The sequence below is a fragment of the Halobacterium sp. NMX12-1 genome (genome assembly GCF_040435975.1).
Lineage (GTDB): Archaea > Halobacteriota > Halobacteria > Halobacteriales > Halobacteriaceae > Halobacterium > Halobacterium hubeiense.
This window is the reverse complement of sequence record NZ_CP159203.1, coordinates 156,366-178,203: the sequence shown is the minus strand read 5'-3', so window position 1 is coordinate 178,203 and position 21,838 is coordinate 156,366. Positions and strand designations below refer to the sequence as shown.

The 21,838-nt window shown below is 60.4% G+C and carries 24 protein-coding genes and 1 pseudogene; 14 read left to right on the top strand and 11 right to left on the bottom strand.

The annotated features are described in order from the left end of the window. Nucleotides 1–22 precede the first annotated feature (22 nt). Both ABSL23_RS00955 and ABSL23_RS00950 read right to left on the bottom strand, forming a co-directional pair. Nucleotides 23–2,182 carry an ABC transporter ATP-binding protein gene (locus ABSL23_RS00955; RefSeq protein ID WP_353633321.1) on the bottom strand — a complete coding sequence of 720 codons (2,160 nt, stop codon included), beginning with the start codon at nt 2,180–2,182 and terminating at the stop codon, nt 23–25. A gap of 334 nt (nt 2,183–2,516) precedes the next feature. Then, nucleotides 2,517–2,840 carry a hypothetical protein gene (locus ABSL23_RS00950; RefSeq protein WP_353633320.1) on the bottom strand — a complete coding sequence of 108 codons (324 nt, stop codon included), beginning with the start codon at nt 2,838–2,840 and terminating at the stop codon, nt 2,517–2,519. Between the two features lie 222 nt (nt 2,841–3,062). On the opposite strand from ABSL23_RS00950, the gene ABSL23_RS00945 reads away from it, so the two are divergent. Then, nucleotides 3,063–3,833: a glucose 1-dehydrogenase gene (locus ABSL23_RS00945; protein ID WP_353633319.1), complete on the top strand. Its 771-nt coding sequence runs from the start codon at nt 3,063–3,065 to the stop codon at nt 3,831–3,833. A 73-nt stretch (nt 3,834–3,906) separates the two neighbouring features. Here the strand turns inward: ABSL23_RS00945 and ABSL23_RS00940 are convergent, their stop codons facing one another. Beyond that, nucleotides 3,907–4,707 carry a polyprenyl synthetase gene (locus ABSL23_RS00940; RefSeq protein WP_353633318.1) on the bottom strand — a complete coding sequence of 267 codons (801 nt, stop codon included), beginning with the start codon at nt 4,705–4,707 and terminating at the stop codon, nt 3,907–3,909. A 277-nt stretch (nt 4,708–4,984) separates the two neighbouring features. On the opposite strand from ABSL23_RS00940, the gene ABSL23_RS00935 reads away from it, so the two are divergent. After that, nucleotides 4,985–5,599, top strand: coding sequence for a TetR family transcriptional regulator C-terminal domain-containing protein (locus tag ABSL23_RS00935; RefSeq protein ID WP_353633317.1), 615 nt, complete (start codon nt 4,985–4,987; stop codon nt 5,597–5,599). A 59-nt stretch (nt 5,600–5,658) separates the two neighbouring features. Here the strand turns inward: ABSL23_RS00935 and ABSL23_RS00930 are convergent, their stop codons facing one another. After that, nucleotides 5,659–6,081: a zinc ribbon domain-containing protein gene (locus ABSL23_RS00930; protein ID WP_353633316.1), complete on the bottom strand. Its 423-nt coding sequence runs from the start codon at nt 6,079–6,081 to the stop codon at nt 5,659–5,661. Between the two features lie 200 nt (nt 6,082–6,281). Here ABSL23_RS00930 and ABSL23_RS00925 point away from each other — a divergent pair, with 200 nt between their 5' ends. From ABSL23_RS00925 to ABSL23_RS00905, 5 genes are all read left to right on the top strand, one after another. After that, complete coding sequence (locus tag ABSL23_RS00925; protein ID WP_353633378.1) at nt 6,282–7,154, top strand: M48 family metalloprotease; 873 nt, start codon at nt 6,282–6,284, stop codon at nt 7,152–7,154. 523 nt (nt 7,155–7,677) lie between these two features. Continuing rightward, entirely contained in the window at nt 7,678–8,343 is a 666-nt protein-coding gene (gene tenA / locus ABSL23_RS00920; RefSeq protein ID WP_353633315.1) for a thiaminase II, read from the top strand. A gap of 112 nt (nt 8,344–8,455) precedes the next feature. Next, nucleotides 8,456–9,730, top strand: coding sequence for a divalent metal cation transporter (locus tag ABSL23_RS00915; protein ID WP_353633377.1), 1,275 nt, complete (start codon nt 8,456–8,458; stop codon nt 9,728–9,730). Beyond that, nucleotides 9,723–10,292: a hypothetical protein gene (locus ABSL23_RS00910; RefSeq protein ID WP_353633314.1), complete on the top strand. Its 570-nt coding sequence runs from the start codon at nt 9,723–9,725 to the stop codon at nt 10,290–10,292. Before ABSL23_RS00915 ends, ABSL23_RS00910 begins: the two co-directional genes overlap by 8 nt. A gap of 478 nt (nt 10,293–10,770) precedes the next feature. Next, complete coding sequence (locus ABSL23_RS00905; RefSeq protein ID WP_353633313.1) at nt 10,771–10,902, top strand: hypothetical protein; 132 nt, start codon at nt 10,771–10,773, stop codon at nt 10,900–10,902. Between the two features lie 290 nt (nt 10,903–11,192). Here ABSL23_RS00905 and ABSL23_RS00900 read toward each other — a convergent pair whose 3' ends face one another. The 4 genes from ABSL23_RS00900 to ABSL23_RS00885 form a co-directional block, all read right to left on the bottom strand. Continuing rightward, nucleotides 11,193–11,519, bottom strand: a complete 327-nt coding sequence (locus ABSL23_RS00900; protein ID WP_353633312.1) for a helix-turn-helix domain-containing protein — start codon at nt 11,517–11,519, stop codon at nt 11,193–11,195. Nucleotides 11,520–11,848: 329 nt separating this feature from the next. Next, entirely contained in the window at nt 11,849–12,973 is a 1,125-nt protein-coding gene (locus ABSL23_RS00895) for a mechanosensitive ion channel family protein (protein WP_353633311.1), read from the bottom strand. Nucleotides 12,974–13,119: 146 nt separating this feature from the next. Further along, a complete protein-coding gene (locus ABSL23_RS00890; protein ID WP_353633310.1) occupies nt 13,120–13,674 on the bottom strand; it encodes a diadenylate cyclase in 555 nt (184 codons plus the stop codon). A gap of 84 nt (nt 13,675–13,758) precedes the next feature. Next, on the bottom strand, nt 13,759–15,258 hold the full coding sequence (locus ABSL23_RS00885) for a TrkH family potassium uptake protein (protein ID WP_353633309.1): 1,500 nt from the start codon (nt 15,256–15,258) through the stop codon (nt 13,759–13,761). A 204-nt stretch (nt 15,259–15,462) separates the two neighbouring features. Here ABSL23_RS00885 and ABSL23_RS00880 point away from each other — a divergent pair, with 204 nt between their 5' ends. From ABSL23_RS00880 to ABSL23_RS00870, 3 genes are all read left to right on the top strand, one after another. Then, entirely contained in the window at nt 15,463–15,756 is a 294-nt protein-coding gene (locus ABSL23_RS00880; protein WP_353633308.1) for a hypothetical protein, read from the top strand. Between the two features lie 134 nt (nt 15,757–15,890). Next, nucleotides 15,891–16,028 carry a hypothetical protein gene (locus ABSL23_RS00875; protein WP_353633307.1) on the top strand — a complete coding sequence of 46 codons (138 nt, stop codon included), beginning with the start codon at nt 15,891–15,893 and terminating at the stop codon, nt 16,026–16,028. Beyond that, nucleotides 16,025–17,344 carry a transposase gene (locus tag ABSL23_RS00870; RefSeq protein ID WP_353633306.1) on the top strand — a complete coding sequence of 440 codons (1,320 nt, stop codon included), beginning with the start codon at nt 16,025–16,027 and terminating at the stop codon, nt 17,342–17,344. The genes ABSL23_RS00875 and ABSL23_RS00870 overlap by 4 nt, the downstream gene beginning before the upstream one ends. Nucleotides 17,345–18,154: 810 nt before the next feature. Here ABSL23_RS00870 and ABSL23_RS00865 read toward each other — a convergent pair. After that, complete coding sequence (locus ABSL23_RS00865) at nt 18,155–18,361, bottom strand: hypothetical protein (protein ID WP_353633305.1); 207 nt, start codon at nt 18,359–18,361, stop codon at nt 18,155–18,157. A gap of 171 nt (nt 18,362–18,532) precedes the next feature. Here ABSL23_RS00865 and ABSL23_RS00860 point away from each other — a divergent pair, with 171 nt between their 5' ends. Both ABSL23_RS00860 and ABSL23_RS00855 read left to right on the top strand, forming a co-directional pair. Next, complete coding sequence (locus ABSL23_RS00860; RefSeq protein WP_353633304.1) at nt 18,533–19,093, top strand: hypothetical protein; 561 nt, start codon at nt 18,533–18,535, stop codon at nt 19,091–19,093. A gap of 80 nt (nt 19,094–19,173) precedes the next feature. Beyond that, entirely contained in the window at nt 19,174–19,386 is a 213-nt protein-coding gene (locus ABSL23_RS00855) for a hypothetical protein (protein WP_353633303.1), read from the top strand. A 90-nt stretch (nt 19,387–19,476) separates the two neighbouring features. Here ABSL23_RS00855 and gfo6 read toward each other — a convergent pair whose 3' ends face one another. Continuing rightward, nucleotides 19,477–20,547, bottom strand: a complete 1,071-nt coding sequence (gfo6, locus tag ABSL23_RS00850; protein ID WP_353633302.1) for a D-xylose 1-dehydrogenase Gfo6 — start codon at nt 20,545–20,547, stop codon at nt 19,477–19,479. 149 nt (nt 20,548–20,696) lie between these two features. Here gfo6 and ABSL23_RS00845 point away from each other — a divergent pair, with 149 nt between their 5' ends. Beyond that, nucleotides 20,697–20,858 carry a hypothetical protein gene (locus ABSL23_RS00845; protein ID WP_353633301.1) on the top strand — a complete coding sequence of 54 codons (162 nt, stop codon included), beginning with the start codon at nt 20,697–20,699 and terminating at the stop codon, nt 20,856–20,858. Between the two features lie 99 nt (nt 20,859–20,957). On the opposite strand, the gene ABSL23_RS00840 is transcribed toward ABSL23_RS00845, so the two are convergent. Then, on the bottom strand, nt 20,958–21,128 hold the full coding sequence (locus ABSL23_RS00840) for a hypothetical protein (protein ID WP_353633300.1): 171 nt from the start codon (nt 21,126–21,128) through the stop codon (nt 20,958–20,960). A gap of 330 nt (nt 21,129–21,458) precedes the next feature. Between ABSL23_RS00840 and ABSL23_RS00835 the strand changes: the two are divergent. Further along, nucleotides 21,459–21,836 (top strand): annotated as a pseudogene (locus tag ABSL23_RS00835) (SLC13 family permease); the annotation flags it as partial. Between the last annotated feature and the right edge of the window lie 2 nt (nt 21,837–21,838).

Here is a 21,838-nt window from a genome sequence, read left to right as displayed (position 1 = left end):
GCTGTAACGGTGAACTCTCCCGTCAGTCGTTTTCGATTGGATTGTCGATCTGTGCGTGGTTTTCGTCGAGTGGTTCCTCATTCGGGTGGAAACACGCCGCTTCGTGGTTCTCTCCGACCCACGTGTCGAGTGTAGGCTCCTCGCTGTAACATCGGTCAGTGGACTTCGGACAGCGTGAGGCAAACCGACAGCCAGTCGTTCTCGTCGCGGGGCTCGCTGGCTTCCCCTCGAGCGTGACGCGATCGCGGGTCCCGCGCGGGTCCATCTCTGGAATTGCTTCCAGCAACGCCTCCGTGTACGGGTGTTTTGGGCTTGTGAAGATTCGTTCCGTGTCCCCTCGCTCCACGAACTGACCGAGGTACATGATTGCCAAGCGATCGGCGATATAGGAGAGGCTGGGCAGGTCGTGGGAGATGTACAGGACGCCGATCTCTTCCGTGTTGACCAGCTCACGGAGGAGGTTCAGCACATCTGCTTTCAGCGAGACGTCCAGCATCGAGGCGGGTTCGTCACAGATCAACAGGTCGGGGTCAATAACCAGCGCTCGTGCAAGCGCCACTCGCTGGCGCTGTCCGCCGGAGAGTTCGTCCGGGTATGCGTCAAGATAGTGGTCGGCTGGCGCTAGGCCGACGCGTTCAAGCGTTTCCTTGACGGCCTGTTCCCGCTCGTCGAGGCGGTACCCGTGGATTGTCAGTGGTTCCTTGACGAGCTGTTTGACCGTCATGCGGGGGTTCAGGGAGTCGTACGGATTCTGGAAGATGACCTGCACTCGCTCGCGGAACGACTGGAGGTTCCCGTCCTGATAGTGGTCGTGAGAGTGTCCGTCGAACGTGAATGTGCCCGCGCTGGGTTCTTCAAGAAGTGCCAGAGTCTCTGCGAGCGTCGACTTCCCGCAGCCGGATTCACCGACGATACCGAGGATTTCGCCGCGCGCGACCGAAAATGACACGTCATCGACGGCACGAACGCGTGTCTCCGTGCTGTCGAAGACGTCACGCAGGACGTTCCCCTGACGTTCGTACGCGTCACGAAGTGTACTCGCAACCCTCGTGATTGAGGGCGATCCCCCTTCCAGGGGGAGTCTGCCGAGGAGGGAACTGTTGCTCTCGTACCATTTGCTCAATCCCTCGACTTCGAGGAGGACCTCGCGGTTGCTAGCCCCTGTTTCGTGCTCGGGACTGCCCCACGTCGATGGGTCGTCCGCCTGTTTTCTCATCCGGGTCGCGCGCTCAGCGTGGTGGCAGGCTACTCGCTGGTTCCGGTAGGGAAGTTTCTCCAGTTGTGGCTGCGTAGTTTCACACTCTTCGTCTGCGAAGGGACATCGTGAGTTGAACGCACACCCAGTGGGGGCTTCGTCCAGCATCGGCGGTTCGCCGGACATCGAGATGAGCTCGTTGCTATCGGCGTCCTGTGCGGGATAGGCCTGCTTGAGCCCCATCGTGTACGGATTCGACGGGTTGAGCAAGACGTTATCTACGTGGCCTTGTTCCATGACTTGCCCACCGTAGAGCACGGACATCTCGTCGCAGGCCTCAGCGATGACGCTCAGGTCATGGGTAATCAGGAGAAGCGAGCTGTCCGTTTCCTCCTGAATCTGGAGGATGTTGTCGATGATCTGATCCTGAACAACGACGTCGAGGCCGGTCGTCGGCTCGTCGGCGATGATTAATTTCGGGTCGAGTGCGAGCGCCATCGCGATAACGACGCGCTGGCGCATCCCGCCGGAGAAGCGGTGTGGGTACTCGTCGATTCGTTCGGGATCCAGTCCGACGGTTTCGAATAGCTCACGGGAGCGGCGGTGCGCGTGCTGTTCGGAGACGTCGCGGTGGGTCTGGATGGCTTGCCGGATCTGGGCGCCGACCGTCATCACGGGGTCAAGTGCGTCGATGGCCGTCTGGGGGATGAACGCGATCTCCTCCCAGAGGAAGTCGCGGCGCTCCGCCCCGGTCATCGACCGCAGGTCTCGGCCCTCGAATTCGATCTCCCCGGATTCGATCACTGCGCAGTCAGGTAACAGTCCCAGGATTGCCTTCGCCGTTGTTGATTTTCCGGAGGCTGATTCGCCCGACAGTGCGTAGTTGACGCCGTCCTCGATAGTGAACGAGACGCCGTTCACACTGTGGCGCGGTCCGTCTTCGGTGTCGTATCGAACTACCAAGTCGGTCACGTCGAGGAGCGTCATCTTTTCCCCCCGGTACCGGCTTGTAGCGTCGGAATGACTGTCAGATTTGGTCGCCAGAGACTGTTTTCCAACACCTCCATGGAGACACCATCGCAAGAGTACATGCTGTGTGTGACCAATTAACTTCGTAGGTATATATCCACGGTCCGCCGCATCCAACTTTGTTATATGGTAGTCGGGGTGCTACAATTTCGGATCGGTGAAGGTGGTGAGGTACCGCTTGGTGTTCCAAGCGTATGGCCGCATTCGACTACTTCGAGGAATAGCCTCAGAATCACCGAAGGATATCTACCCGATCTGATTGCATTAACCTCAACTATGATAGCAGAGCCCACTACTCGTCGGGGTTGACCGGGCCTTTGTACTCGGAACGAATTTTCTCTCCCTCCCGCCACTGCCAGTAGTAGTAGCGATTGTCGTTGATTTCCTTGATCGTGATCGTCGCTTTTGCAGGGACGTCGTCCGGGAGATCGTCTGGCCGCTCTTCGACCGCGTCTTGGTCTGCCGACTCCTCGAGCCGGGCCTCTCGTTGCTTGTGCTCGGCGAGCGCTTCAGCGTACGTCGCAACGTCTCGGAGCTGCTCCGGGTTCGACTCGTTGAGCGTGGTGACGAGCTCCGTCGGGAGGTTCGCCGGTGGGGTGGGGGGTTCGTCGGACATCGGCTACTCTCGTGTTAACCAACATAACTCATTATCGAAAGTTTTGTTGGTTAACACGATGTTGCTGAGTCCAGTCTCTGCTGACCATGACACTTCTCGACCATACGAGACCACCGCTATCGGCGTGCCGTCTGCGGGGACGTCGGAACTCCGAGGTCGCGTCGTCCTGAACACGCGGAAACGTTATACTTACTGAACGGTTAGTAAGTAAGCGTGGTTGATATGAACGGATTCGACGGGAAGACCGCGGTCGTGACTGGAGCGGCATCGGGAATTGGCCGAGCGTCGGCGCAACGCCTCGCGGCGGAAGGGGCGAACGTCGTCGTCGCCGACGTCGACGCCGACGGCGGCGAGGAGACAGTCGACCTCATCGCGGACGCCGGCGGCGACGCGACGTTCGTCGAGGTCGACGTCTCGAACCTGGAGTCGGTCGAACGGATGGTCGACGTTGCCGTCGACACGTACGGGAGCCTGGACTTCGCGCACAACAACGCGGGCATCCTCACCGGCTTTGACGAGGTGACCGACATCGAGGAGGACCAGTGGGACCGGCTGCTCGACATCAACCTGAAGGGCGTCTGGGCGTGCCTGAAGGCCGAGCTACCCGTCATGGAGGAACAGGGGAGCGGCGCCATCGTCAACACGGCGTCGGAGGCCGGACTCGTCGGGATGGGCGGCCTCGCGAACTACTCCGCCAGCAAGCACGGCGTCGTCGGTCTGACGAAGACCGTCGCCCTCGAGTACGCCACGCGTGGCGTCCGCGTGAACGCGATTGCTCCCGGGCCGACGAAGACGAACATCCAGAGCGGGATGGCCGGTGGGAGCGACCCGTCCACGCTCCCGTTCGACACGTCCGCCATGGCCGACGTCCCGATGGACCGGCACGCGGACCCCGAGGAGATGGCGGGAGCGGTCGCCTTCCTCTGCTCCGAGGCCGCCTCCTACATCACCGGCCACACGCTACCCGTCGACGGCGGTCAGGCGGCCGACTGACCCCCGCGTCGGGTAGCCGTCGGTCGTCTTCTGCCACCGGAGCCAGACCCCGGAAGTGTGCCGTCATCGGTCGCTACCTCCGCTGGTCCTGTTTCGTCGCGGTGGCCTCGGCGAACGCTCGCAGCCGCGTCACGTCGACGGCCTCTGGCATGGTATCGAGGGCGCGGGCGGCCTCGTCTCGCCCCTGTTTCGCGTGCCTTCGGAACTGCGCTTCGTCGAACGTCGCCGGGACGACGATCGCGTCGCCCGGGTCCGTATCGAGCACGTGGTTGACCTGTTTCGCGGTGCTTAGCCCGCGGCCGAGTCGCTCGCAGTGCTGGCGAGTCGGTCCGTCGCCGCCAGCGAGCGCCGCCCCGAGGCCGGCAGCACCCGCACCGAGACTCCCCGCCGTTTCGCCGAGCACCGTCGCGTACTCCGTCGGCTCGGGCGGCGTGTAGGTGCACGCGAACGCCTCCGTGATGGTTTCGAGACACGATGTCAGAACCCCAAAACAGTCTCCCGGCGTTGAGTCCGGCGCCGAACGCAGCGACGAGAAGCCCGCCGTGTAGAGGTAGTCGCCCGCCAGCAGCGCCGCTGTCGGGTCCAGCGTGAGCGAGTGCGCGTGGTCGTCGGTGAGCGTGACGAACAACCGACTTCGGAGCCGAACGTAGCCGCGGAGTAGCTCGATCGCTGCGGCGGCGGGCAGAGCGGCTTCACGGTCCTGTTGGCCCGACAGCGAACCGTACACGCTCACGACGAGCTGACCGTACCACCTGTCGGGGGTTTCTTCCAGCACGTCCCGGACGAGCGTGAGGTTGGCCTCGTCCGCGCTACTGAGTACCTGTTCGAAGTGGCGCTCGATCTGTGAGGGGTCGACCGGGTGTGCGTCAGTCATCGGTACGAATCAGTTCCTGCAGCTGTCTCGGCACGAGTCTCGTCGAGGCGGTGCTGACAGAGGGCGCGATGCGTCCAGACTCCCGGTGATTTGGTCGCCTGCCATTCGGTCAATATCGAACCTACTGACTGATTAGTCAAAGGTGTTTGGGTGTGTTGGAGATAGTCAGAGAAATCGGAATTCCACGCCTAGACCGACGGTACAGGCGGTATATTGAACTACGGCGGCTGATAGGACGGTCAAAACAGTTATCCGAGACACGGCTAACAATACACCAATGGGCGAGCTTCCGGAACAGACTTCTTCGGACCCCGACGAGGAGATTATGCGGGCGACGTATCGCGCACTCCAGGAGTACGGCTACGCAGACCTCACCATCAAACGGATCGCAGACGAGTACGGGAAGTCGACCGCTGCCGTCCACTACCACTACGACACGAAAGACGACCTCCTGGTTGCGTTCCTGGACTACATTCTCGAACAGTTCGTCGACCTGATACACGAGGTGGAGACGACCGACCCCGAGCAGCGACTCACTCTCCTGCTCGACAAACTACTCGTCGCTCCCCAGGACCACCACGACCTGATGGTCGCTCTCCTGGAGATGCGGAGCCAGGCACCGTACAAGGAAGCGTTCGGGAAGCGGTTTCAACAGAACGACGAGTACGTCAGGTACATGCTCAAGACGGTGATCGACCACGGCGTCCAGCGGGGCGTGTTCAACGACGTCGACGCGGAACACGCGGCGCGAGCGCTAATGACGATCGTCGACGGTGCTCGCGACCGGACGGTCGTTCTGGACGAGACGGACGCGCTCGCGACGGCCAGACGAACCGCCGACGAGTACGTGAACGCCGTCCTCAAAGCCGACACCGACGAACACGAGTCGTAAGTCTGGGACGGCCGGCGGAACGAGGCTGTCGTCGACTCTGCCGGCAGTAATCGACCGTTTTAGTTCTCTCGTTCGTTCGGGGAGACGGCCTCGGAGCCGTCGATTTCGGTCGTACACCAGTGGCAGAACTCCAGCTCTGCATCGAGTTCCTTGCCGCAGTTCGGACAGGTCGTGAGCTGTCCGTCCGCGGTTTCTGATAGCCGAGCGACCGCGTTCTGCGCGTGCGCCAGGAGGGACGCGTCGAAGACGCTGAGGCTCCCCACGACGAGAATCGGCGCAATCGCGAGGAGGTCGACGGCGTTCCCGGCGGCGAACGCCTCGGCGGCTGCGGGGTCGACGAACAGAACGGTGACGCCGAGCAGCACGCCGATCCAGGCGAGCCCGCGCCGCCATCGCCGGAGGTAGAGGTGGCCGAACCCCGTTCCGAGTGCTCCGAGCACCGCGGCGAGCCACGGCCGCTTTCGAGAGGTCGACTGGCTCATACTGCAACTTACTGTCTGGTTAGTCATAAACCTTCTCGATTACCCAGTGATTCATACCCATCCCGAAAAGGCGCCTTAAAACCACTGTCGGCACACTTCACTGATAACCTGTCCTGATGGAGTAATCAGACTATGGGGAACTATTTTTGTACCTCTGGATTCGTAGGACCACTATGCGACACATCGGCCTCAAGATACGGATGGCGATTGTAGGCGCCATCCTCTTCGCGTTCTACTCGGTGGCAGTGGCCGCGGCGTGGTTTTTCTTCGGGCAGAGCCAGAGCATCCTCGCGCTCGCAATCGTCGGCAGCATCCTGCTGGTCGGCGTCCAGTACAAGATTGGGAAGTGGGCGGCGCTCCGCAGCGTCGGTGCGGAAGACATGGACGAGCGGGAGTACCAGCAGATTCACCAGTTCGTTGAGAAAGTCTGCCGCGAGCGCAATCTGAAGAAGCCGAACCTCAAGATTGCGAGCATGGGCGTGCCGAACGCGTTCGCGGTCGGGCGCCGCGGCAACGGCACGGTCGTCGTCTCCCGGGAACTCATTCAGTTGCTGGACCGCGACGAACTCGAAGGCGTCATCGCGCACGAACTCGCGCACATCGACAACCGCGACGTGATTACGATGCAACTCGGGCAGGGCATTGCATCGATTGTCGGGATTGTCGCGCAGTATATCGTGTTGTTCACGGGTGACAACGACCTCGCGGACTTCTTCCTCGCGATTGTGGTGGGGAACCTCGTGCAGTTTTTCGTGATGCTGTTCGTGCTCGCCATCTCCCGGTATCGGGAGTACGTCGCCGACGCGGACGCCAAGCGGATCATCGGCGGGGGCGACCCGCTGGCGCGTGCCCTCGAAAAGATCTCCGAGGGCAACAAGCAGGCCGCCCAACAGCGACAGCAGGTCGCCCGCGGCGGTCGCGGCCGCGGCGGCCGCCGCTCCCGGCAGCGCGACGGCGGCGTCGACCAACAGGTAAGCGCGCTCTGCATCTCCAGCCCCGACACCAGCGCGCTCGCGAAGCTCGTCTCCACGCACCCGCCGATGGAGAAGCGCATCCAGCGCCTCCGCTCGTAGATACGTGAGTCTTAACAGTAGTTGCTAGCGCGGCTTCTTTGTTCAGGCCGTATGCTGAAACTGGAGCGACTAAATCGGCGGGTAGGCTCTCTCATTCATCAGTAACCCGCCTTGCTAGTAGCAGTACTATGCAGAGCAAGAAGAGTATTATACCCTCTTGGAATGACATAAATGATGTCCAGTCAAAATACCCAACTATGACCAAGAACACCGTTCCTCCCAAGTAGAACATCTCGAATTTTGTTACACTAGACATACCTGATAGACTAGCGACGTTTAGTTATATCTGGTGACCTCCTTGATCTCATTTCGAAGTTGTGCTGACCGTCTTTTTCACATCTCACACTGGATAAAAAATGTATTTTCAACTTGGCATAGCGTATCTCGATGGCGCCGAATCGCCGCTCGCGGGCTGTCGGCGGCTTCTGCAACCCCGGATTGTGGCAGTCGTCGTCCCCCCATCCCGTGTATTCTCTAGTGGTACCACCTACGTATTTCACTGGGTATCTCATTAGGCCTCTACATGGGATTCACGGACGAACTGGAAGCGGTCGCAGACCCAATCTGGGACGCTATCGCGTCACACCCGATGGTCGAAGCGCTCGGGGACGGCACGCTCGACGAAGCGCCGTTCCGGTACTGGGTCCGGCAGGACTACGTCTACTTGATTGAATACTCGCGCGTGTTCGCCCACGGCGCGGCGAAAGCGCCCACGCTCGACCGAATGGGCACGTTCGCGGAGCTCTTGGACTCGACGCTGAACACCGAGATGGACCTCCACCGCGAGTACGCCGCGGCGTTCGGCGTCTCGGAAGCGGAGTTGGCGGCGACCGAGCCGTCCCCGACGACCCGGGCGTACACCGACTTCCTCGTGCGGGTCGCGGCGACCGGCACGTTCGGCGACCTGGTCGCCGCCCTGCTCCCCTGTATGTGGGGGTTCAACGAGACCGGCAAACGGCTCGCCGAGCGCGGCACCCCTGACGACGTTCGGTACGCCGAGTGGGTGGATATGTACGCGGGCGAGGAGTTCACCGAGCTGACCGAGTGGTGCAAGACCCTGATGGACGACGTCGCCGCGGACGCGACGGACGCGGCCCGCGAGCGCTACCGCGAGCGCTTCGAGACGTCGGCGCGCTACGAGTACCGCTTCTGGGACGCCGCCTGGCGCCAAGAGGAGTGGTCGCTGTGACCCTCGTCTACGAGGTGTCCGGTCCCGCGCGCGACTACAGGGGTGGTCGCCGGTGAGCGACCGGACAGGTGGCGTGGCCGCCGTGCAGACGCTGCGGGAGTCGCTGGGACGGATGGGGCCGTCGTGGGTCGCGGGCGCCGTCGCCGCGGGCCCGGCGTCGCTGGCGTCACTCATCACGGCCGGCGGCGCGTACGGCTACGCGCTGTTCTGGGTCGTGGTGCTGTCGGCCGTCGCGGGCGCGTTCGCCCAGTACCTCGCGATGCGGCTGGGCCTCCTCACCGAACGCGGCATCGTCGCAGTCGTCGAAGCCCACCTCGGCGACACCTGGGCGTGGCTGCTCGTCCTGGACGTCGTGCTCGCCGCTGGCTCCGCCCAACTGCTCATCATGAAGACGGTGGCGACCGTCTCCGAGACCATCACCGGCGTCGACGCTCGCATCTGGGGCGTCGTCTGGGCCGTCGTCCTGGCCGTCGGCCTCGCCACCCGGGGCTATCGGTTCCTCGAAACGGTGGCGAAAGCGCTGGTCGCCGGCGTCGTCCTCGCGTTTCTCGCGTCGCTGCTCGTCGTGCCAGTCGATGCCGGTGCCGCCGCGCGCGGCCTCGTCCCCGCGCTCCCGTCCGGGAGCGCGCTGGTCGCCGCGGGCGTCCTCGGTGGCGCCGTCCACATCACCCTGATTACGATGCACTCGTACACGATGCGCGCCAGAGCGTGGACCGTCGAGGAGTACGGCCTCGCGACGTTCGACGTCGGCGCGTCGATGCTCGTCGCGTTCGGCGTCTACAGCGTCGCCGTGTTCCTCGTGACGGCGAGCGTCCTTACCACGGGGGACCTCTCGGCCGTCGAGGCCGCTCAAGCGCTCGGCCCGCTCGCCGGCCGGTACGCGGAGTGGCTGTTCCTCCTCGGCCTGCTCGGCGCCGCGGTCTCGACGCTCGGCGGGAACACGATCGCGCCGCCGTTCCTCGTCGCTGACAAGCTGGGGTGGGGAACCACCGTCGACGACGACCGCTACCGGGGGCTGCTGGTCGCCGCCGCACTCCTGTCCGCCCCGGGCGCGTTCATCGGCGGGCCGGTCCTCAGCCAGCTGGCGCTCGTGCTCGCCATCGGCACCGTCGGCACGCCGTTCGCCATCGTGGTCGTGCTCTATCTGTTGAACTCCGCGGCGGTCCCCGAGCCCCCCTCGACGCTCGCGAACCTCGGCGGCCTCGCGCTGCTGGCGGTCACCGGCGCGCTCGCTGCGAACTTCGTCGCCGAACAGGTCGCGGGCGGCGTCGACGCCCTCTCCGGGGCTATCCTCGCGTTCGCCGTCGTCCTCACCGCGGCGACGGTCGCACTCGTCGCGAAGTACGCTCGCCTGTCGATGGTCGGCCCCGCCGCGTCCAATGAGTGACCGTCGCGTCCCCCTCGCTGGGTCGACACTCCTCGTCGGTCCCTCGCAGGCCGGGAAAACCCGACGCACCGCCCGCGCCCTCGACGCGTGGGTCGAGCGGCACGGCGCCGCCGGCGTCGTCGTCCTCGAGTTCGCGCCCGAAGTCGAACGCGACGGGACGCTGCTCGGCGGCCGCCTCGACCGCTTCACGACGGTCCCCGACGACGCCTGGCACGGCATTCTGGACGCGCACGCACCGCGAACCGCGAGTGAGAGCGACGCGGAGGCCGCCGCGCTCGCCGCGGATAACGCCGACCACGCGGCCCGCCTGCTCGACGCCGCGCCCGACGACCCCGTCGCAGTCTTCGTCAACGACGCGACAATCCCCCTCCAAGCCGATGTCATCGCCCCGCGTCGGCTCGCGACCTACTGCGAGCAGGCCTCTTGTGCCGTTCTGAACGCTTATGAGGGGGAGTCGCTCGGCACCGACGACCCGGTCTCACGGCGCGAGCGCGAGGCGCTCACGACACTCCGAACGTGGGCCGACCGAACCCGCTCACTATCGCCGGTCGCCGATTGCTGAAGGCGTCGCGTCCTCCGCATCCCGGACCGCGAAACGGTCGCGTCTCGGCTAGCAGTAGTCACTAGTGCGGTTTCTTATTCACGGAGATACCTGCGACTGGACTGACTGAATCGGTAAGTAGGGGTGCGAAGTTCTTTAGGCCACTTTATTGCTGATTCATTTTCGTTGACCGCCTGTGTAGCGTGACACTCTGGGCAATCGACGTCGGTCATCTTCGCTTTCTGGGATGTAAACTCCGCGTCACAGTTCTGGCAGACGTACTCAAAGGTTCGATCCTGGCTGCCGAACCAGCTCGTACTCGAGTTGATGATCCCCATGCCTAATGAAAACGTACCACAAAAACGCACGTAAAATTTGCCATGCACCAATCGTTCGAATAGTCAATTCGTACCGTAGTTCACCCGGCCTAGATTGAAACACCGCTGGAGCGCTCAAAGACGCCCATAGCCTTATTCCACAACGTCCCAACGTTTCTCGTATGGCAGTACAGATTTGCCCCGAATGTGGGGAGGACATGGTCTTTTCGACGACGACAGATTTCGTCGATGAAGACCTGATCTACGTCTTCGAGTGCCCAGAATGCGGCCACGAGTGGACTACCTCAGCGTAGCCTAACTGAATCGATTGCTTTGGCTCCGTAGAACTGCGCTCCGTGTTAACGTTAGACCTGATGGCGTGTCACTAAGGATGGTAATCTACGAAGCGGGCAGACCCGGGAGTCAGAACACAGGATAGGATCGAGACCGGTGAAAACAATCACTCGTCGTGCACCACTAAGAGGACACAAACTCCACCGACGCGCACATCCCAACGCCGAGAACGTATTCGCCCCATATGGTTCGAAAATCACCGACAGGATGGTCTGCCGATCGACGAAGCTCTAGGACTTCGATTTCGGTGTTAGGATTTGAGCTGCGTACCACAACGAGGGCAGAACTGGACTGCTCCCAGTACAGGATGGGTGAACCGGACGAAGAACTCGCGTTCACATGACGGGCAGGTGTGGACCGGCGTCTTCCGAACCCAAATTATCGGCTTCTCAGCAGTCTTCCGTTCGACTTGACCAGCCTTGTTGAGCGACCGGAGAAGACGCCTGATTCGAGAAACTGGTACACCTGTCTTCGAGGCAACTTCCGTTGTGGTGTACGGTTCCAGTGGCTCCAGTTCCGCGATAACGTCACTGGTCGTCATCTCCTCTTCTGAGTCTCTCGTGTCCGGGTCGTCCATGCCCGCTACTTCCTTGGCACACCATATGAATGAAGAGGCCCATAACAGTAGTTGAAAACACGGGATTTTTTATTCGGAGATTGTCTAGTAATTAGGCGTGTAGCGGCATATAACGCCGTCCACACCGAATAAAGAGATCGTATTTGCAATAACTGATAACGACAGGCACGCGAACCGCTGGTTGTCAGCCACCAGTTTCGCAGCACTGCCCTCGATACACTACGGTAATAGCCGTTGCCCGTTTAATGCAGTCCCGGGATCAGCCGAATCGCTGGGCAGAAGGGGGAGGTCCCACTGTCCCCGCGACTGTGATGTGACGTTGGAAGCAGTCATTCAGACTTCGTGGGGTTGTGGGAGTCTCGATTCGCATTCCGGATGCGAAACCCATCGTCTTCGTGGCGGCCGGTGAGTTCGCGCTGGGGGAACGGAATCTTTACGTCCTCCTCGTTGAACGCGGTTTTGACGGCATAGATAACCGCCCGGGCGGCGCGCCACCTCCGTTGAGGCGTCGGATTATCGATCCAGACGCGGACTTCGAGCACGACGGCGGAATCACCGAAGCGCACCGGCAGCACCTGCGGGGCAGGCTGGCTCATGATTTCGTTGAGGTCGCTAATTGCCTCACGAGCGATTGCTTCAGCGCGCTCAGGATCCACGTCGTAATCGACGCCGACCTCGATAGTGTGGCGGAGTTTCCCCTCGTCGCTCCGATTGATAATCGTGCGGTTGCTGACCGCTTCGTTCGGGAGGACGACGTGTTCGCCGTCGAGGTTCCGGAGTCGGACGTGGTTGATCGATATCTCGGTGATGAACCCTTCGTGGTCGCCGATGCGAACCCAGTCACCAATCTCGAAGGGGCGTGAGAGCATGAGCACGAAGCCGGCGAGAATCGAGCCGAGCGTGCTCTGGAACGCCAACCCGAGAATGATGCCGAGGACGCCAGCGCCCAACAAGAGGTCGCTAATCTGGATGCCCCAGAGGGAGAGCGTCGCGACGGCAGCCGCGATGTAGACGATTACTTGACTGATGTAGAAGATGATGCGTCGTTGGTGCTCGCTGGTCGCGCGACCGTTCGAGCGGTTATTGCTGAGGAGGATGCGCTTGACGACTTGCGTAAACGTGTGGGCGGCCACGAAGAGAAAGACCGTAATGAGGATGCGAAGCGCCGTATCCACGCCGAACTCCAGCACGCCTGTCAACGAGACTAACGCCCCGGTCGCGCCCCACTGTTGCACGAGGACGAATCCAACGCCACCGGCGAGGAGCAACAGCAAGAGCGAACGAGCGAGTTTGGCGTTCACCGCTCGGAAGCGTGCTTCCAGCAGCGTGCCAAGATACCAGATAACGACACCAGTGAGCATCGCAGCAGCGACGATTGCCAGCGTCTCATCAATCGAGATACTGGACTGTAGGATTGTCAGCTCCGACGGTACTGTGCCCGTATACTCCTTCACGGAACTTCTTACGGAGTGGACATCGTTAAACTACTGGCAATCGAGCAACAGCCAGGATCGGCTGGACTGATGTACCTGGGTAGCGAGACGCCCTCGATAGCATCAACCACGAAGCAGGCTGCTAACCAAGTCTTCATCGGCCCTAGTTAGTTGATCTCTTGCCATCGGCCACCGAGTTCGCTTCGTTGCTCCGTGTGGACAGTGCCGTCCTCGAACGTTGATACACGACCAGTTTCCTCACTCAGTGTCACCGTTGCAACAACGGAGTCACGGACGGACGTTTCGATGGCACTCATGTGCCGCGATCCCATCCAATCCTCGTACTCGACAGCAGCTCCATCTGCTGTCCCTTCCGGGTTGAGGTCGCGGAGCCGCACCATTTGCCGTTGGATATAGCCATCGACACTCACGATGACTGCCCCGTCATTCTCCACCGCGACCGTACTGGCGGTATCGTAGAACTGGTCATCTGCCCGTACTTGCCGGCAGTCATCAATTGGCCACGTGTTTGCGCCCATCGGGTCGGCAAAGGAATGGTAGTCGTGGTCAGAGATCACCGTGAAGTATAGCCCCGGCCCTCTCGTGTGTCTATTACCCCATCCTTCGAAGTCGAGACTGATTCCCTCCGCACAGTACCGGAGGATGTCTACGAGTTCGACGACACTATCGTGGGCTCCGTACACCACCTGTAAGTCCGGCATCTCTCTGTGTCCGTATCATCTCGGGAGCCGTATAACTGAACCCCCTTTGTCCGCGAATCAGACGAACACTCGCGGTGTTCGTGGCTACGACCGCCAGAACGACGCAGTGAACAGTACCATCACCGGGATGATTTCCACACGGCCGACCCACATCAACAGGATCATCGCTGCTTTCGTCGTCCACGGGAAGGCGTGGTAGCTCTCGTAGGGGCCTGCGAGGCCGAACGCCGGGCCGATGTTCAGGAACGTCGATGCGGCAGCGCTCATCGCCTCGAACTCCGAGACGGACAAGCCCACACGTGCGGCATCTACGACGACGAACACGGTGAGTGCGAACACGAAGATGATGCTCAACAGGACGAAGCCGTAGACGTCGCGGACGGACTCCTCGTCGATGGCGCTGCCACGGATGCGGACCGGCCTGACGACCGAGTCGTGGACGGCGGTGAAGAGATCGCGGCGGAACGCTTTCACGACGACGAGCCACCGCAGCGTCTTGATCGAACACGTCGTCGAGCCCACCATCGCTCCGAGGAACATGCACGCGAACAGGACGTTTTTCGCGGCCGCCGACCAGAGGTCGAAGTTGACGCTGGCGAACCCGGTCGTCGTGATGATCGAGACCGTGTTGAAGACGGCGTGCCTGACCCGCTGTTCGAAGCTGAACTGCTGGGTCGCGTCGAACGATAGCGCGAACGCGATCAGGACGGACGCGATGGCGACGGTGGCGAGGTAGAAGTGGAACTCGTCGTTCCGCCGGAGCCGTCCCAGGTCCTCCGTGAACGCTTGATAGAGGAGGATGAAACTTGTCCCACCGACGAGCATCGACGCGGTGAGGACCCACTGGACGACGGGTGTGAACGCGCCCGCGCTCTCCGGTTCCGGTGAGAAGCCTGCTGTTGCGACTGACGTGAACGCGTGCGCGACGGCGTTGTACAGCGTCATATTCGGCGCGAATCCCGCCAACGATAGGCCGTACAAGACGGCAATAACGCCCACCGTGATGGCGGTGTACAGGCCGAAGAGGATGCGTGCTGTTTCGGCGAGGCGTGGCGTCAGCTTCTGGAACGTTGCTGTCCAGGTTTCTGACTCCATCAGCTGAGCTCCACCAACGCCGACTTCCGAGAGGACGGTAGTAGCGAGGATGAGGATGCCGAGGCCGCCGATCCACTGAATGACCTGTCGCCACATCATCAGCGATCGAGAGTGCGTATCGAAGTCCAGCATCACGGTCGCACCGGTCGTTGTGATGCCGCTCATCGACTCGAACAGCGCGTTGATCGGATGTGCGGTGACGCCGGTACCGGCGACGAGGAACGGAATCGCGCCGATGATGGCGATGAGCAGCCAGATGAGGGATGCGACAAGGAACGATTCCCGGGCATGCAACTGTTGGTCGTCTGTGCCGAAGCTGTCTAATCCGTAGCCAAGAACGAGCGTAATCGCAATCGGGACAAGAAATGGACGGACTGGTTCACCGTAGTACACTGCGAGGAGCAACGGGAATGCCAGCGGGATAGCAAGGTAGGTGAGCGACGTACCGACGAGATTGAGGCTGACTCGCCAGTTAACGCGAATACTCATACCAGACCTCATTTTGGCACCCACGGCTTCACCATATTAGTATCCTCTATCAGAGCGTCGGGTGTAATATTTTCCCACCAGTCTTTGTGTGATTCTGGCGGGCAAGATGCTGTATTGACCTTCAGGAATTCCCTCGTGGGATTTGACACCTTATTTTGTCAGTTAGTATGATGGCTTTATTGGCTGGGAACACAGACTGACATTATGGAGGCTGACCCCTTCGAACGTGTTTACTGGTTCTTCACGCTGTTGAACCTTGCCGCAGTAACTCTCATTTTTATATTTCTCACGGCCAGTACATTTGGGGATGGCTCATTTTTAGCAACGGTGTCTCAACGAGTGCGAATTGTCGCTGTGTGCGTGTTGGCGATTGAGTTGCTCATCCCGTTGTTCGTATACTTCGACGTCCGGCGGCGTCCAGACAAGTCAGACACCTTTTGGATACACATCGCCGCGATGCCATTACTGAATATTTTCGGTCTGATGGCCTATCTTTAAGCAGCGAGAGAATCCCGCCGTTCACGGCGGCCGTGAATCGCGTCACTTGACTGCGCAAACCACGAGCGACAGTCCCCTGAATACCCCACGCCAACACGAATCTTTAAGGTACGAGGAAACATACAGAAAATCGGATGCGAGTTGACATCGCCATCGACCGTGGAAGCGACCTCCACGAAAGAGTGAAAGAATATTCCCGAGAGAACGGCCTGCGAATGGACTTCGCATACGCCGAACTCGTCGAACAAGGACTCAACGCTGCTGAAGAATGAGTGAGGAGTGCAAGACGCTCGAAGCGTATCTTGCCCCACTCACCCAGCACAAGCAGCGCAAGCTCCACGACGAGCACGACCGATACGAGAAACTACTCCGTCGTAGCTTCAACACAGAGTGCGATACGATGACCGCCGTCAATGAGCTCATCACAGGTGAAGAACTCAACTGGCACTCGAAAAACGCACTCAAACAATACGTCCCAAACCTGCTCGATGAGGGCACGTATGATGCGAGTCAACTCGCAGACACCCATCCAATCCGCTACGCGAACACCGCAGCCGTCTTCGACCACGACGACGACCGCCACCACGAAATCTGCTGGGCAGTCCCACTTCCCGGTCGCGGAACGAACTTCTGGATACCACTCCAGTTGAATCCCGAGCAGGAAGACTGGTGGCATTCTCTGATTGACGACGAAGACAACAGCGTGTGGGCGGGCGAACTCCGCGTACAACGCGATGGTGATAGATGGGTGTTGCACGTCACTGCGAACTACGAAGTCGAACCAGACCACTCGTGTTCGTGTGACAGTGATGGCGTGACCCCTGTCGGCTTTGACGTGGGTGAGTCGAAACTCTTGGTGGGCTGTGCCCTCCAAGACGACACGCCTGTTGATCCGTTGTTCGTTGATGGTGGTCGTGTCCGACACCTTCGACAGAAACAAGCCTCTGCCGAAGACCGCTTGAAACCACGGTACGCCTCAAAACTCTTGGACGATCTCGTGTGGGGGCGGTGGCAAGATGCCATCGAAGACGAAGTAGAGAAAGCCTCACATCGGGCCGTCGAATACGCTTCCCAGTTCGAAAATCCCGTCATCGTCCTCGAATATCTCGACGGTATCACCGGCGAGGATATTGGGGAGTACTGGAATCGACGCCTCGGCAAGTGGCTGTTCTCCCGTTTACAGTCACGTATTGAGGATAAGGCAGCGGAACACGGGATTGCTGTGGAATACGTGCATCCGCACCACACGTCGAAAACGTGCCATGCGTGCCAACACATCGGTTATCGGTCGCATCAAGGCACGTTCAAATGTACGAACGAGGCATGCTGGGTGTCGGAGTACCAAGCGGATCTGAACGCAGCAGCGAACATAGCTAATCGGCTAAATCCGTGGGGAGAGAGCCTGCCTTGGAAAACGGTAGGCGATGACTCGCCTCGGAGTGGGGGCCAGTGGCAGGCCCACGAAGACACGTCACCGAGCGAGGGACTCCCGTCCGAGAGGCGGGCTTCCGATGACAAGGGTTCGTCTAGCTCACTAGCGGTGGGAGCGGGGGCGAACCCGGAGACCGGTGACGCGCACACGTCTTGAAACCACAATCCCAGACAAGCTGGGTATTCCACCTGTGGTGGAAGCCCCGCCCCTCAGGGCGGGCGAGGATGTCACCTTGCGGAGCGAAATAGGTCGCAGAACGAGTGAGTATGCTGAACGAAATTCGGTTGGTTGACCTCCTGTATTTGGGGATTTACCGATTCCTGTGGTCGTGCTAGTAGATTCCTGCTGTGGAGCATCCGCACTCTCAGCGGGACGTTTGAGGAGCGGGCGTTCCAAATACAGTAACTACTAGTAGATTCGCAGAAGTCGATATCTACCGTATCACCGGCGCTAATCGGCGAAATACCGGGGATATAGCACGCCGAGGATTAACTTCTAGTATGCTTTCTCTTCACCGGCGTATCTGGTGGAATAGCCGCTCAGCAGGTGTGCTGATTGATCATGTAGAGTTCTACTGATTCAACTGAAATACTATTTTCAACAGGTCTTAGAAACGGCGGCGTTCAAATTTTCATATTATGAAAGGAGAGTCGGTTCAACGACTCGCTATTCTGTTAGGCGTGTTTGCTTGCTTCGGGGCAATCCGAGTCTACGGGCAGGAGTTTGGCTACGTCTGGCCGTATAGAGTCCTAATGTGGCTCTCAGTACTAATCGGACTCTATGGACTCTATTTGTCCAGTAGAATGGATATTGACCAGTGAACTACCATCCGCGAAATCAGTAAACGATGAAGATTGCGGTTGATCTCCTTCACCGACATATATGCGATAAGGCACCTGTACTTACCGAAGTTACGCATCACATCGAAGCGAGTTCTTACCAGGAAATCTGGAGTGAAACAGCCGCTCAGTCGGCGGGCTCACCTATCGTTTCGGAAGCCCCGACAATCCTGTCACCGACAAGCCCGTAGACGAGTCCGAAGAGACCGAGGTACAATCCTGCGTAGATAGCCCAAAGGTCGCCCATTATATCAGAGGCCAACACTGTGAGTCCCCCATAGAGTGCGAGCAGGATTGCGAACAGTTCGAGGAGGAGGGCTTTTTGGACAGACATCTTGGTTGAATCCTCTTCGTAATTACACAAGGATTTGGCGTCTCTCACCTGTACTCACCGGGAATTCCACCCCCCCCAGTTGCTGAATAAAGAAACCGTATGAGCGACTGTTGATAAAATACGCATTTCACCCCAGCGTCGTTTTATGGATATTCTAATCCACGGGTGAGTATGAGCGAACACTTATCGGTGATCGTTGTCGCCGTATTTGGTGTTGTACTCGCGCTTGGCGTGGGTGCTGTTTTTGCGACGGGTGCTGTCGGCGGAGTTGACGGGTTCTTCGGTGAGGACAGTGAGCCACCGAAGTTACTGTCCTTCGACACGGCGACCGTGCAGTGCATCGATGACACCATCTCGAATAGCTCTACATCAATCGTTGCTGGCGACGCAAATACCAACATAACGTACGCCCGAAACGTCTCCCTCCCTAGTCCTGCCTATGGGGTGGGCAACGCAACGTTCGAACGCGTAAACGAGTCTACCTACAAACTCGCAGTCCCGATCGAGGAGCAGGACAACGGTACCCGTGACTGTCCAGGGGCCGTCCGATATACTGCGTCAGTGCAAATCCCCGCCGGTGAGGACCCGTGGAACATCATCATCAAGCACAACAACAGTACTGAAACCACAATTTACGGGAATTCGTCTTCCTCTCCGTTCGGTGGGTCTGCCAGTGCTGGGGGAAGCGTTTCAGCTGACCCACCCCGAAATCAGACAACAGCCAGTACGTAGAATTGCGAACCGAACGGTCATTTCAACTCACGCAACCATGCCCCAGTTGTTTTTGCCGCCCGGAGAGATGTCCGAGACAGATGTCTGAGGATTCCCACGGCACTGACGGAGAACGGGTTGTCTTCGCAATACTGGTTGGGGTGACGTTCGGAGCGGCACTCGGAACGACAGTTCTCCAAGATATCACACAGGGTATTGTTGTTGGTGTCGTCGTCGGAACCCTCACTGCTCTCATCTTCCCAGCGTGGACAGGCCGGCTCTACGAGACGGTAACAGACAAACTCGAAGAATGATCTGCTGCACTGACCGATACGTGAGTACCCTGTACTAACCGCGCGTTTCACCGTATCTATCGAATGAAGAAACCGCGCTAGCAACTACCGTTAGTGGTCCAGTTCGACGCGTGTGCCGCCCTCGGCGGACTCGTAGAGGGCGCGGATGGCGCGCATGTCGACCATGGCGTGTTCGCCGTCGGGTTCGGGGTCGAGCCCGCGCAGGAGGCGATTGCCGAAGTAGTCGAACTCCTCGCGCATCTGGTCGACCGGCTCCGGTCGGAACTCGCCCTCGATGCCCGGTCCGGACACCCGCAGCACTTTCTGCGTGTTCGGGAAGAACAGCCCCTCGATGCTCAGTTCGCCCTCCGTGCCGACGAAGCGTAGACTCGAGGACAGCGACGCGCTGTGGGAGACCGTACATGACGCGAGCGTGCCCTCGGAGAACTCCAACTGGAACGCCCCGTGTTCGTCAGTGCCCTCGTAGGCGGGCTGCTCGGACTCCGTCCGGGCGTACACCGCCTGCGGATCTTCCCCGAGGATGAACCGAATTGTGTTCAGCGGGTAGACGCCGATGTCGTTGAGCGTCGTCCCGCCCGCCAGGTCGCGGTCGAAGCGCCAGCTCGTCTCGTCGACGGAGTCCAGAATCGTGTCCGACATGTGGCCGGTTATCGAGACGACGTCGCCGATGGCGCCGTCCCGAATCAGCTCGCGGGCGCGGCGAGCGACCGGTTCGGTCTGGAGCCGGTAGGCGACCATCAGCGGCACGTCCGCCTCGCGGCAGGCGTCCACGGTCGCCTGTGCGTCCTCGACGCTCGCTTCTAGGGGCTTCTCGCAGAGGACCGCCTTCTCCTGGGCGGCCGCGGCTTCGACGTGCTCGCGGTGGAAGCCGTTCGGCGTGCAGACGTACACCGCGTCGTACGCGTCGCTCGCCTCGCCGTCGGTGTACTCGTCGTACGTGAGCGTCGCCTCGATTCCCTCTAGGTCGGCCGCGACGTCCTCGGCCTTCTCCGTGCTGGAACTGACCAGCGCCGTCGTCGTACAATACTCCGCGTCTTCGACGGCCGGAATCGCCTGCTCGCGCGTCCACCATCCGAGTCCGACCATGGCGAAGCGGATCGGCTCGCCGTCGGTTGGCTCCTCCCAGTCACGGCCACTGAACCTGTCGAGGTCGACTTCCATGCCTGACAGTTCTACTCGCGACAAATAGTTCCCACGTATAGTCTGGTTCCCGACAGTTGTGTGGCTACGGCCCCAATCCGAAACACTCCGAACAGTTCCCCACAGCGGCCACAGGAAGTATTTACCAGAGGGACTCGAAGATGTCACACATGAACGACCCCGGGAGCGCCATGGGCGATTCCCCGCCGGGTTCGCTACAACCCTCGGGCGACGACTCGGCCGGGTCGAGCTGGTGGGACGTGGTCTGGTTCCTCCTCCCGTTCCTGGTCTTCGTCGTCCTGCTCGCCGTGATGGCTTTCCTCGCCTCCTGAGCGTCGGCTGTTTCGGACCAGTCGCGACGAGTCGGGAGCAAACACTCGGTACTCGCCAAGGCCGACCGACCCACACACGAAACAGTCCAGAACGCGCCCTTACCCGTCTTCGAGGGCCGCGTAGATCTCCGCGTGGCGGCGGCCGTCGAGCTTCCCCATTTCGAGGGCAATCTCGCGGCGTTCAGCCTCAGTCTCGGCGGCCTGATACCGCTCGTATAGCTGGCGGACCTCGTCGTCAACCGCCGTTGAGGAATCGGTGCTGGACGCCATTCTCCGTTGAACGTACTCTGTGTATCCGTTTATCCGTTGTGCCGAGCGCACACGCGATAGTATCCGGACCACAGTGGGCCAAAACTGCAACGGAACTTCAAACCCGCTCGTCGTGATTGCGGGTCTCCTGAATCGTACAGTCGACGCACGTCATGTGGGTGACCCGCTCTTCGTTTCCCCACGTGTAGGCGATTTCGGTCTCTACCTCGGGTTGGGTCTCGCGAAAGGCGAAGTCGACCAGCGTCTGTCGTGTCACACCTCTCGCTGGCATCCTAGGTGGCTGTCCAACCAAGGGCAACAGTGAAGGGTTCGTCCCGAATCGTCCCGACTATGCCGATTTTGGAGGTGTCGGGCGTCGCCGTCGTCTTTCTGCTCATCGTCGTGGTGCTGGTGGCGTTCGTCACCGAAGTCGTGCCGAACGACGTCACCGCTATCGGCGTCGTCGCCGCGCTGGTCGTCCTCGAACCGTGGACCGGCGTCGGTGCGCGAGACGCAATCTCGGGGTTCGCGAACCCCGCGACGGTCACGATTATCGCGATGTACATGCTCAGCGCGGGCGTCCAGAACACGGGCGTCGTCGAACGGCTCGGCGTCTACCTTGCTGACTTCACGGCCGGTCGGGAGTTCCGCGCGCTCGTCGACACCGTCTGCACGACCGGCCCCATCGCCGGGTTCGTGAACAACACGCCCGTCGTCGCCGTCTTCATCGG

What these genes read in the sequence shown, in the direction of transcription:
- ABSL23_RS00955 (WP_353633321.1), bottom strand. Translation starts at nt 2,182, where the DNA reads ATGACGCTCCTCGACGTGACCGACTTGGTAGTTCGATACGACACCGAA.
- ABSL23_RS00950 (WP_353633320.1), bottom strand. Translation starts at nt 2,840, where the DNA reads ATGTCCGACGAACCCCCCACCCCACCGGCGAACCTCCCGACGGAGCTC.
- ABSL23_RS00945 (WP_353633319.1), top strand. Translation starts at nt 3,063, where the DNA reads ATGAACGGATTCGACGGGAAGACCGCGGTCGTGACTGGAGCGGCATCG.
- ABSL23_RS00940 (WP_353633318.1), bottom strand. Translation starts at nt 4,707, where the DNA reads ATGACTGACGCACACCCGGTCGACCCCTCACAGATCGAGCGCCACTTC.
- ABSL23_RS00935 (WP_353633317.1), top strand. Translation starts at nt 4,985, where the DNA reads ATGGGCGAGCTTCCGGAACAGACTTCTTCGGACCCCGACGAGGAGATT.
- ABSL23_RS00930 (WP_353633316.1), bottom strand. Translation starts at nt 6,081, where the DNA reads ATGAGCCAGTCGACCTCTCGAAAGCGGCCGTGGCTCGCCGCGGTGCTC.
- ABSL23_RS00925 (WP_353633378.1), top strand. Translation starts at nt 6,282, where the DNA reads ATGGCGATTGTAGGCGCCATCCTCTTCGCGTTCTACTCGGTGGCAGTG.
- tenA (WP_353633315.1), top strand. Translation starts at nt 7,678, where the DNA reads ATGGGATTCACGGACGAACTGGAAGCGGTCGCAGACCCAATCTGGGAC.
- ABSL23_RS00915 (WP_353633377.1), top strand. Translation starts at nt 8,456, where the DNA reads ATGGGGCCGTCGTGGGTCGCGGGCGCCGTCGCCGCGGGCCCGGCGTCG.
- ABSL23_RS00910 (WP_353633314.1), top strand. Translation starts at nt 9,723, where the DNA reads ATGAGTGACCGTCGCGTCCCCCTCGCTGGGTCGACACTCCTCGTCGGT.
- ABSL23_RS00905 (WP_353633313.1), top strand. Translation starts at nt 10,771, where the DNA reads ATGGCAGTACAGATTTGCCCCGAATGTGGGGAGGACATGGTCTTTTCG.
- ABSL23_RS00900 (WP_353633312.1), bottom strand. Translation starts at nt 11,519, where the DNA reads ATGGACGACCCGGACACGAGAGACTCAGAAGAGGAGATGACGACCAGT.
- ABSL23_RS00890 (WP_353633310.1), bottom strand. Translation starts at nt 13,674, where the DNA reads ATGCCGGACTTACAGGTGGTGTACGGAGCCCACGATAGTGTCGTCGAA.
- ABSL23_RS00885 (WP_353633309.1), bottom strand. Translation starts at nt 15,258, where the DNA reads ATGAGTATTCGCGTTAACTGGCGAGTCAGCCTCAATCTCGTCGGTACG.
- ABSL23_RS00880 (WP_353633308.1), top strand. Translation starts at nt 15,463, where the DNA reads ATGGAGGCTGACCCCTTCGAACGTGTTTACTGGTTCTTCACGCTGTTG.
- ABSL23_RS00875 (WP_353633307.1), top strand. Translation starts at nt 15,891, where the DNA reads ATGCGAGTTGACATCGCCATCGACCGTGGAAGCGACCTCCACGAAAGA.
- ABSL23_RS00870 (WP_353633306.1), top strand. Translation starts at nt 16,025, where the DNA reads ATGAGTGAGGAGTGCAAGACGCTCGAAGCGTATCTTGCCCCACTCACC.
- ABSL23_RS00865 (WP_353633305.1), bottom strand. Translation starts at nt 18,361, where the DNA reads ATGTCTGTCCAAAAAGCCCTCCTCCTCGAACTGTTCGCAATCCTGCTC.
- ABSL23_RS00860 (WP_353633304.1), top strand. Translation starts at nt 18,533, where the DNA reads ATGAGCGAACACTTATCGGTGATCGTTGTCGCCGTATTTGGTGTTGTA.
- ABSL23_RS00855 (WP_353633303.1), top strand. Translation starts at nt 19,174, where the DNA reads ATGTCTGAGGATTCCCACGGCACTGACGGAGAACGGGTTGTCTTCGCA.
- gfo6 (WP_353633302.1), bottom strand. Translation starts at nt 20,547, where the DNA reads ATGGAAGTCGACCTCGACAGGTTCAGTGGCCGTGACTGGGAGGAGCCA.
- ABSL23_RS00845 (WP_353633301.1), top strand. Translation starts at nt 20,697, where the DNA reads ATGAACGACCCCGGGAGCGCCATGGGCGATTCCCCGCCGGGTTCGCTA.
- ABSL23_RS00840 (WP_353633300.1), bottom strand. Translation starts at nt 21,128, where the DNA reads ATGGCGTCCAGCACCGATTCCTCAACGGCGGTTGACGACGAGGTCCGC.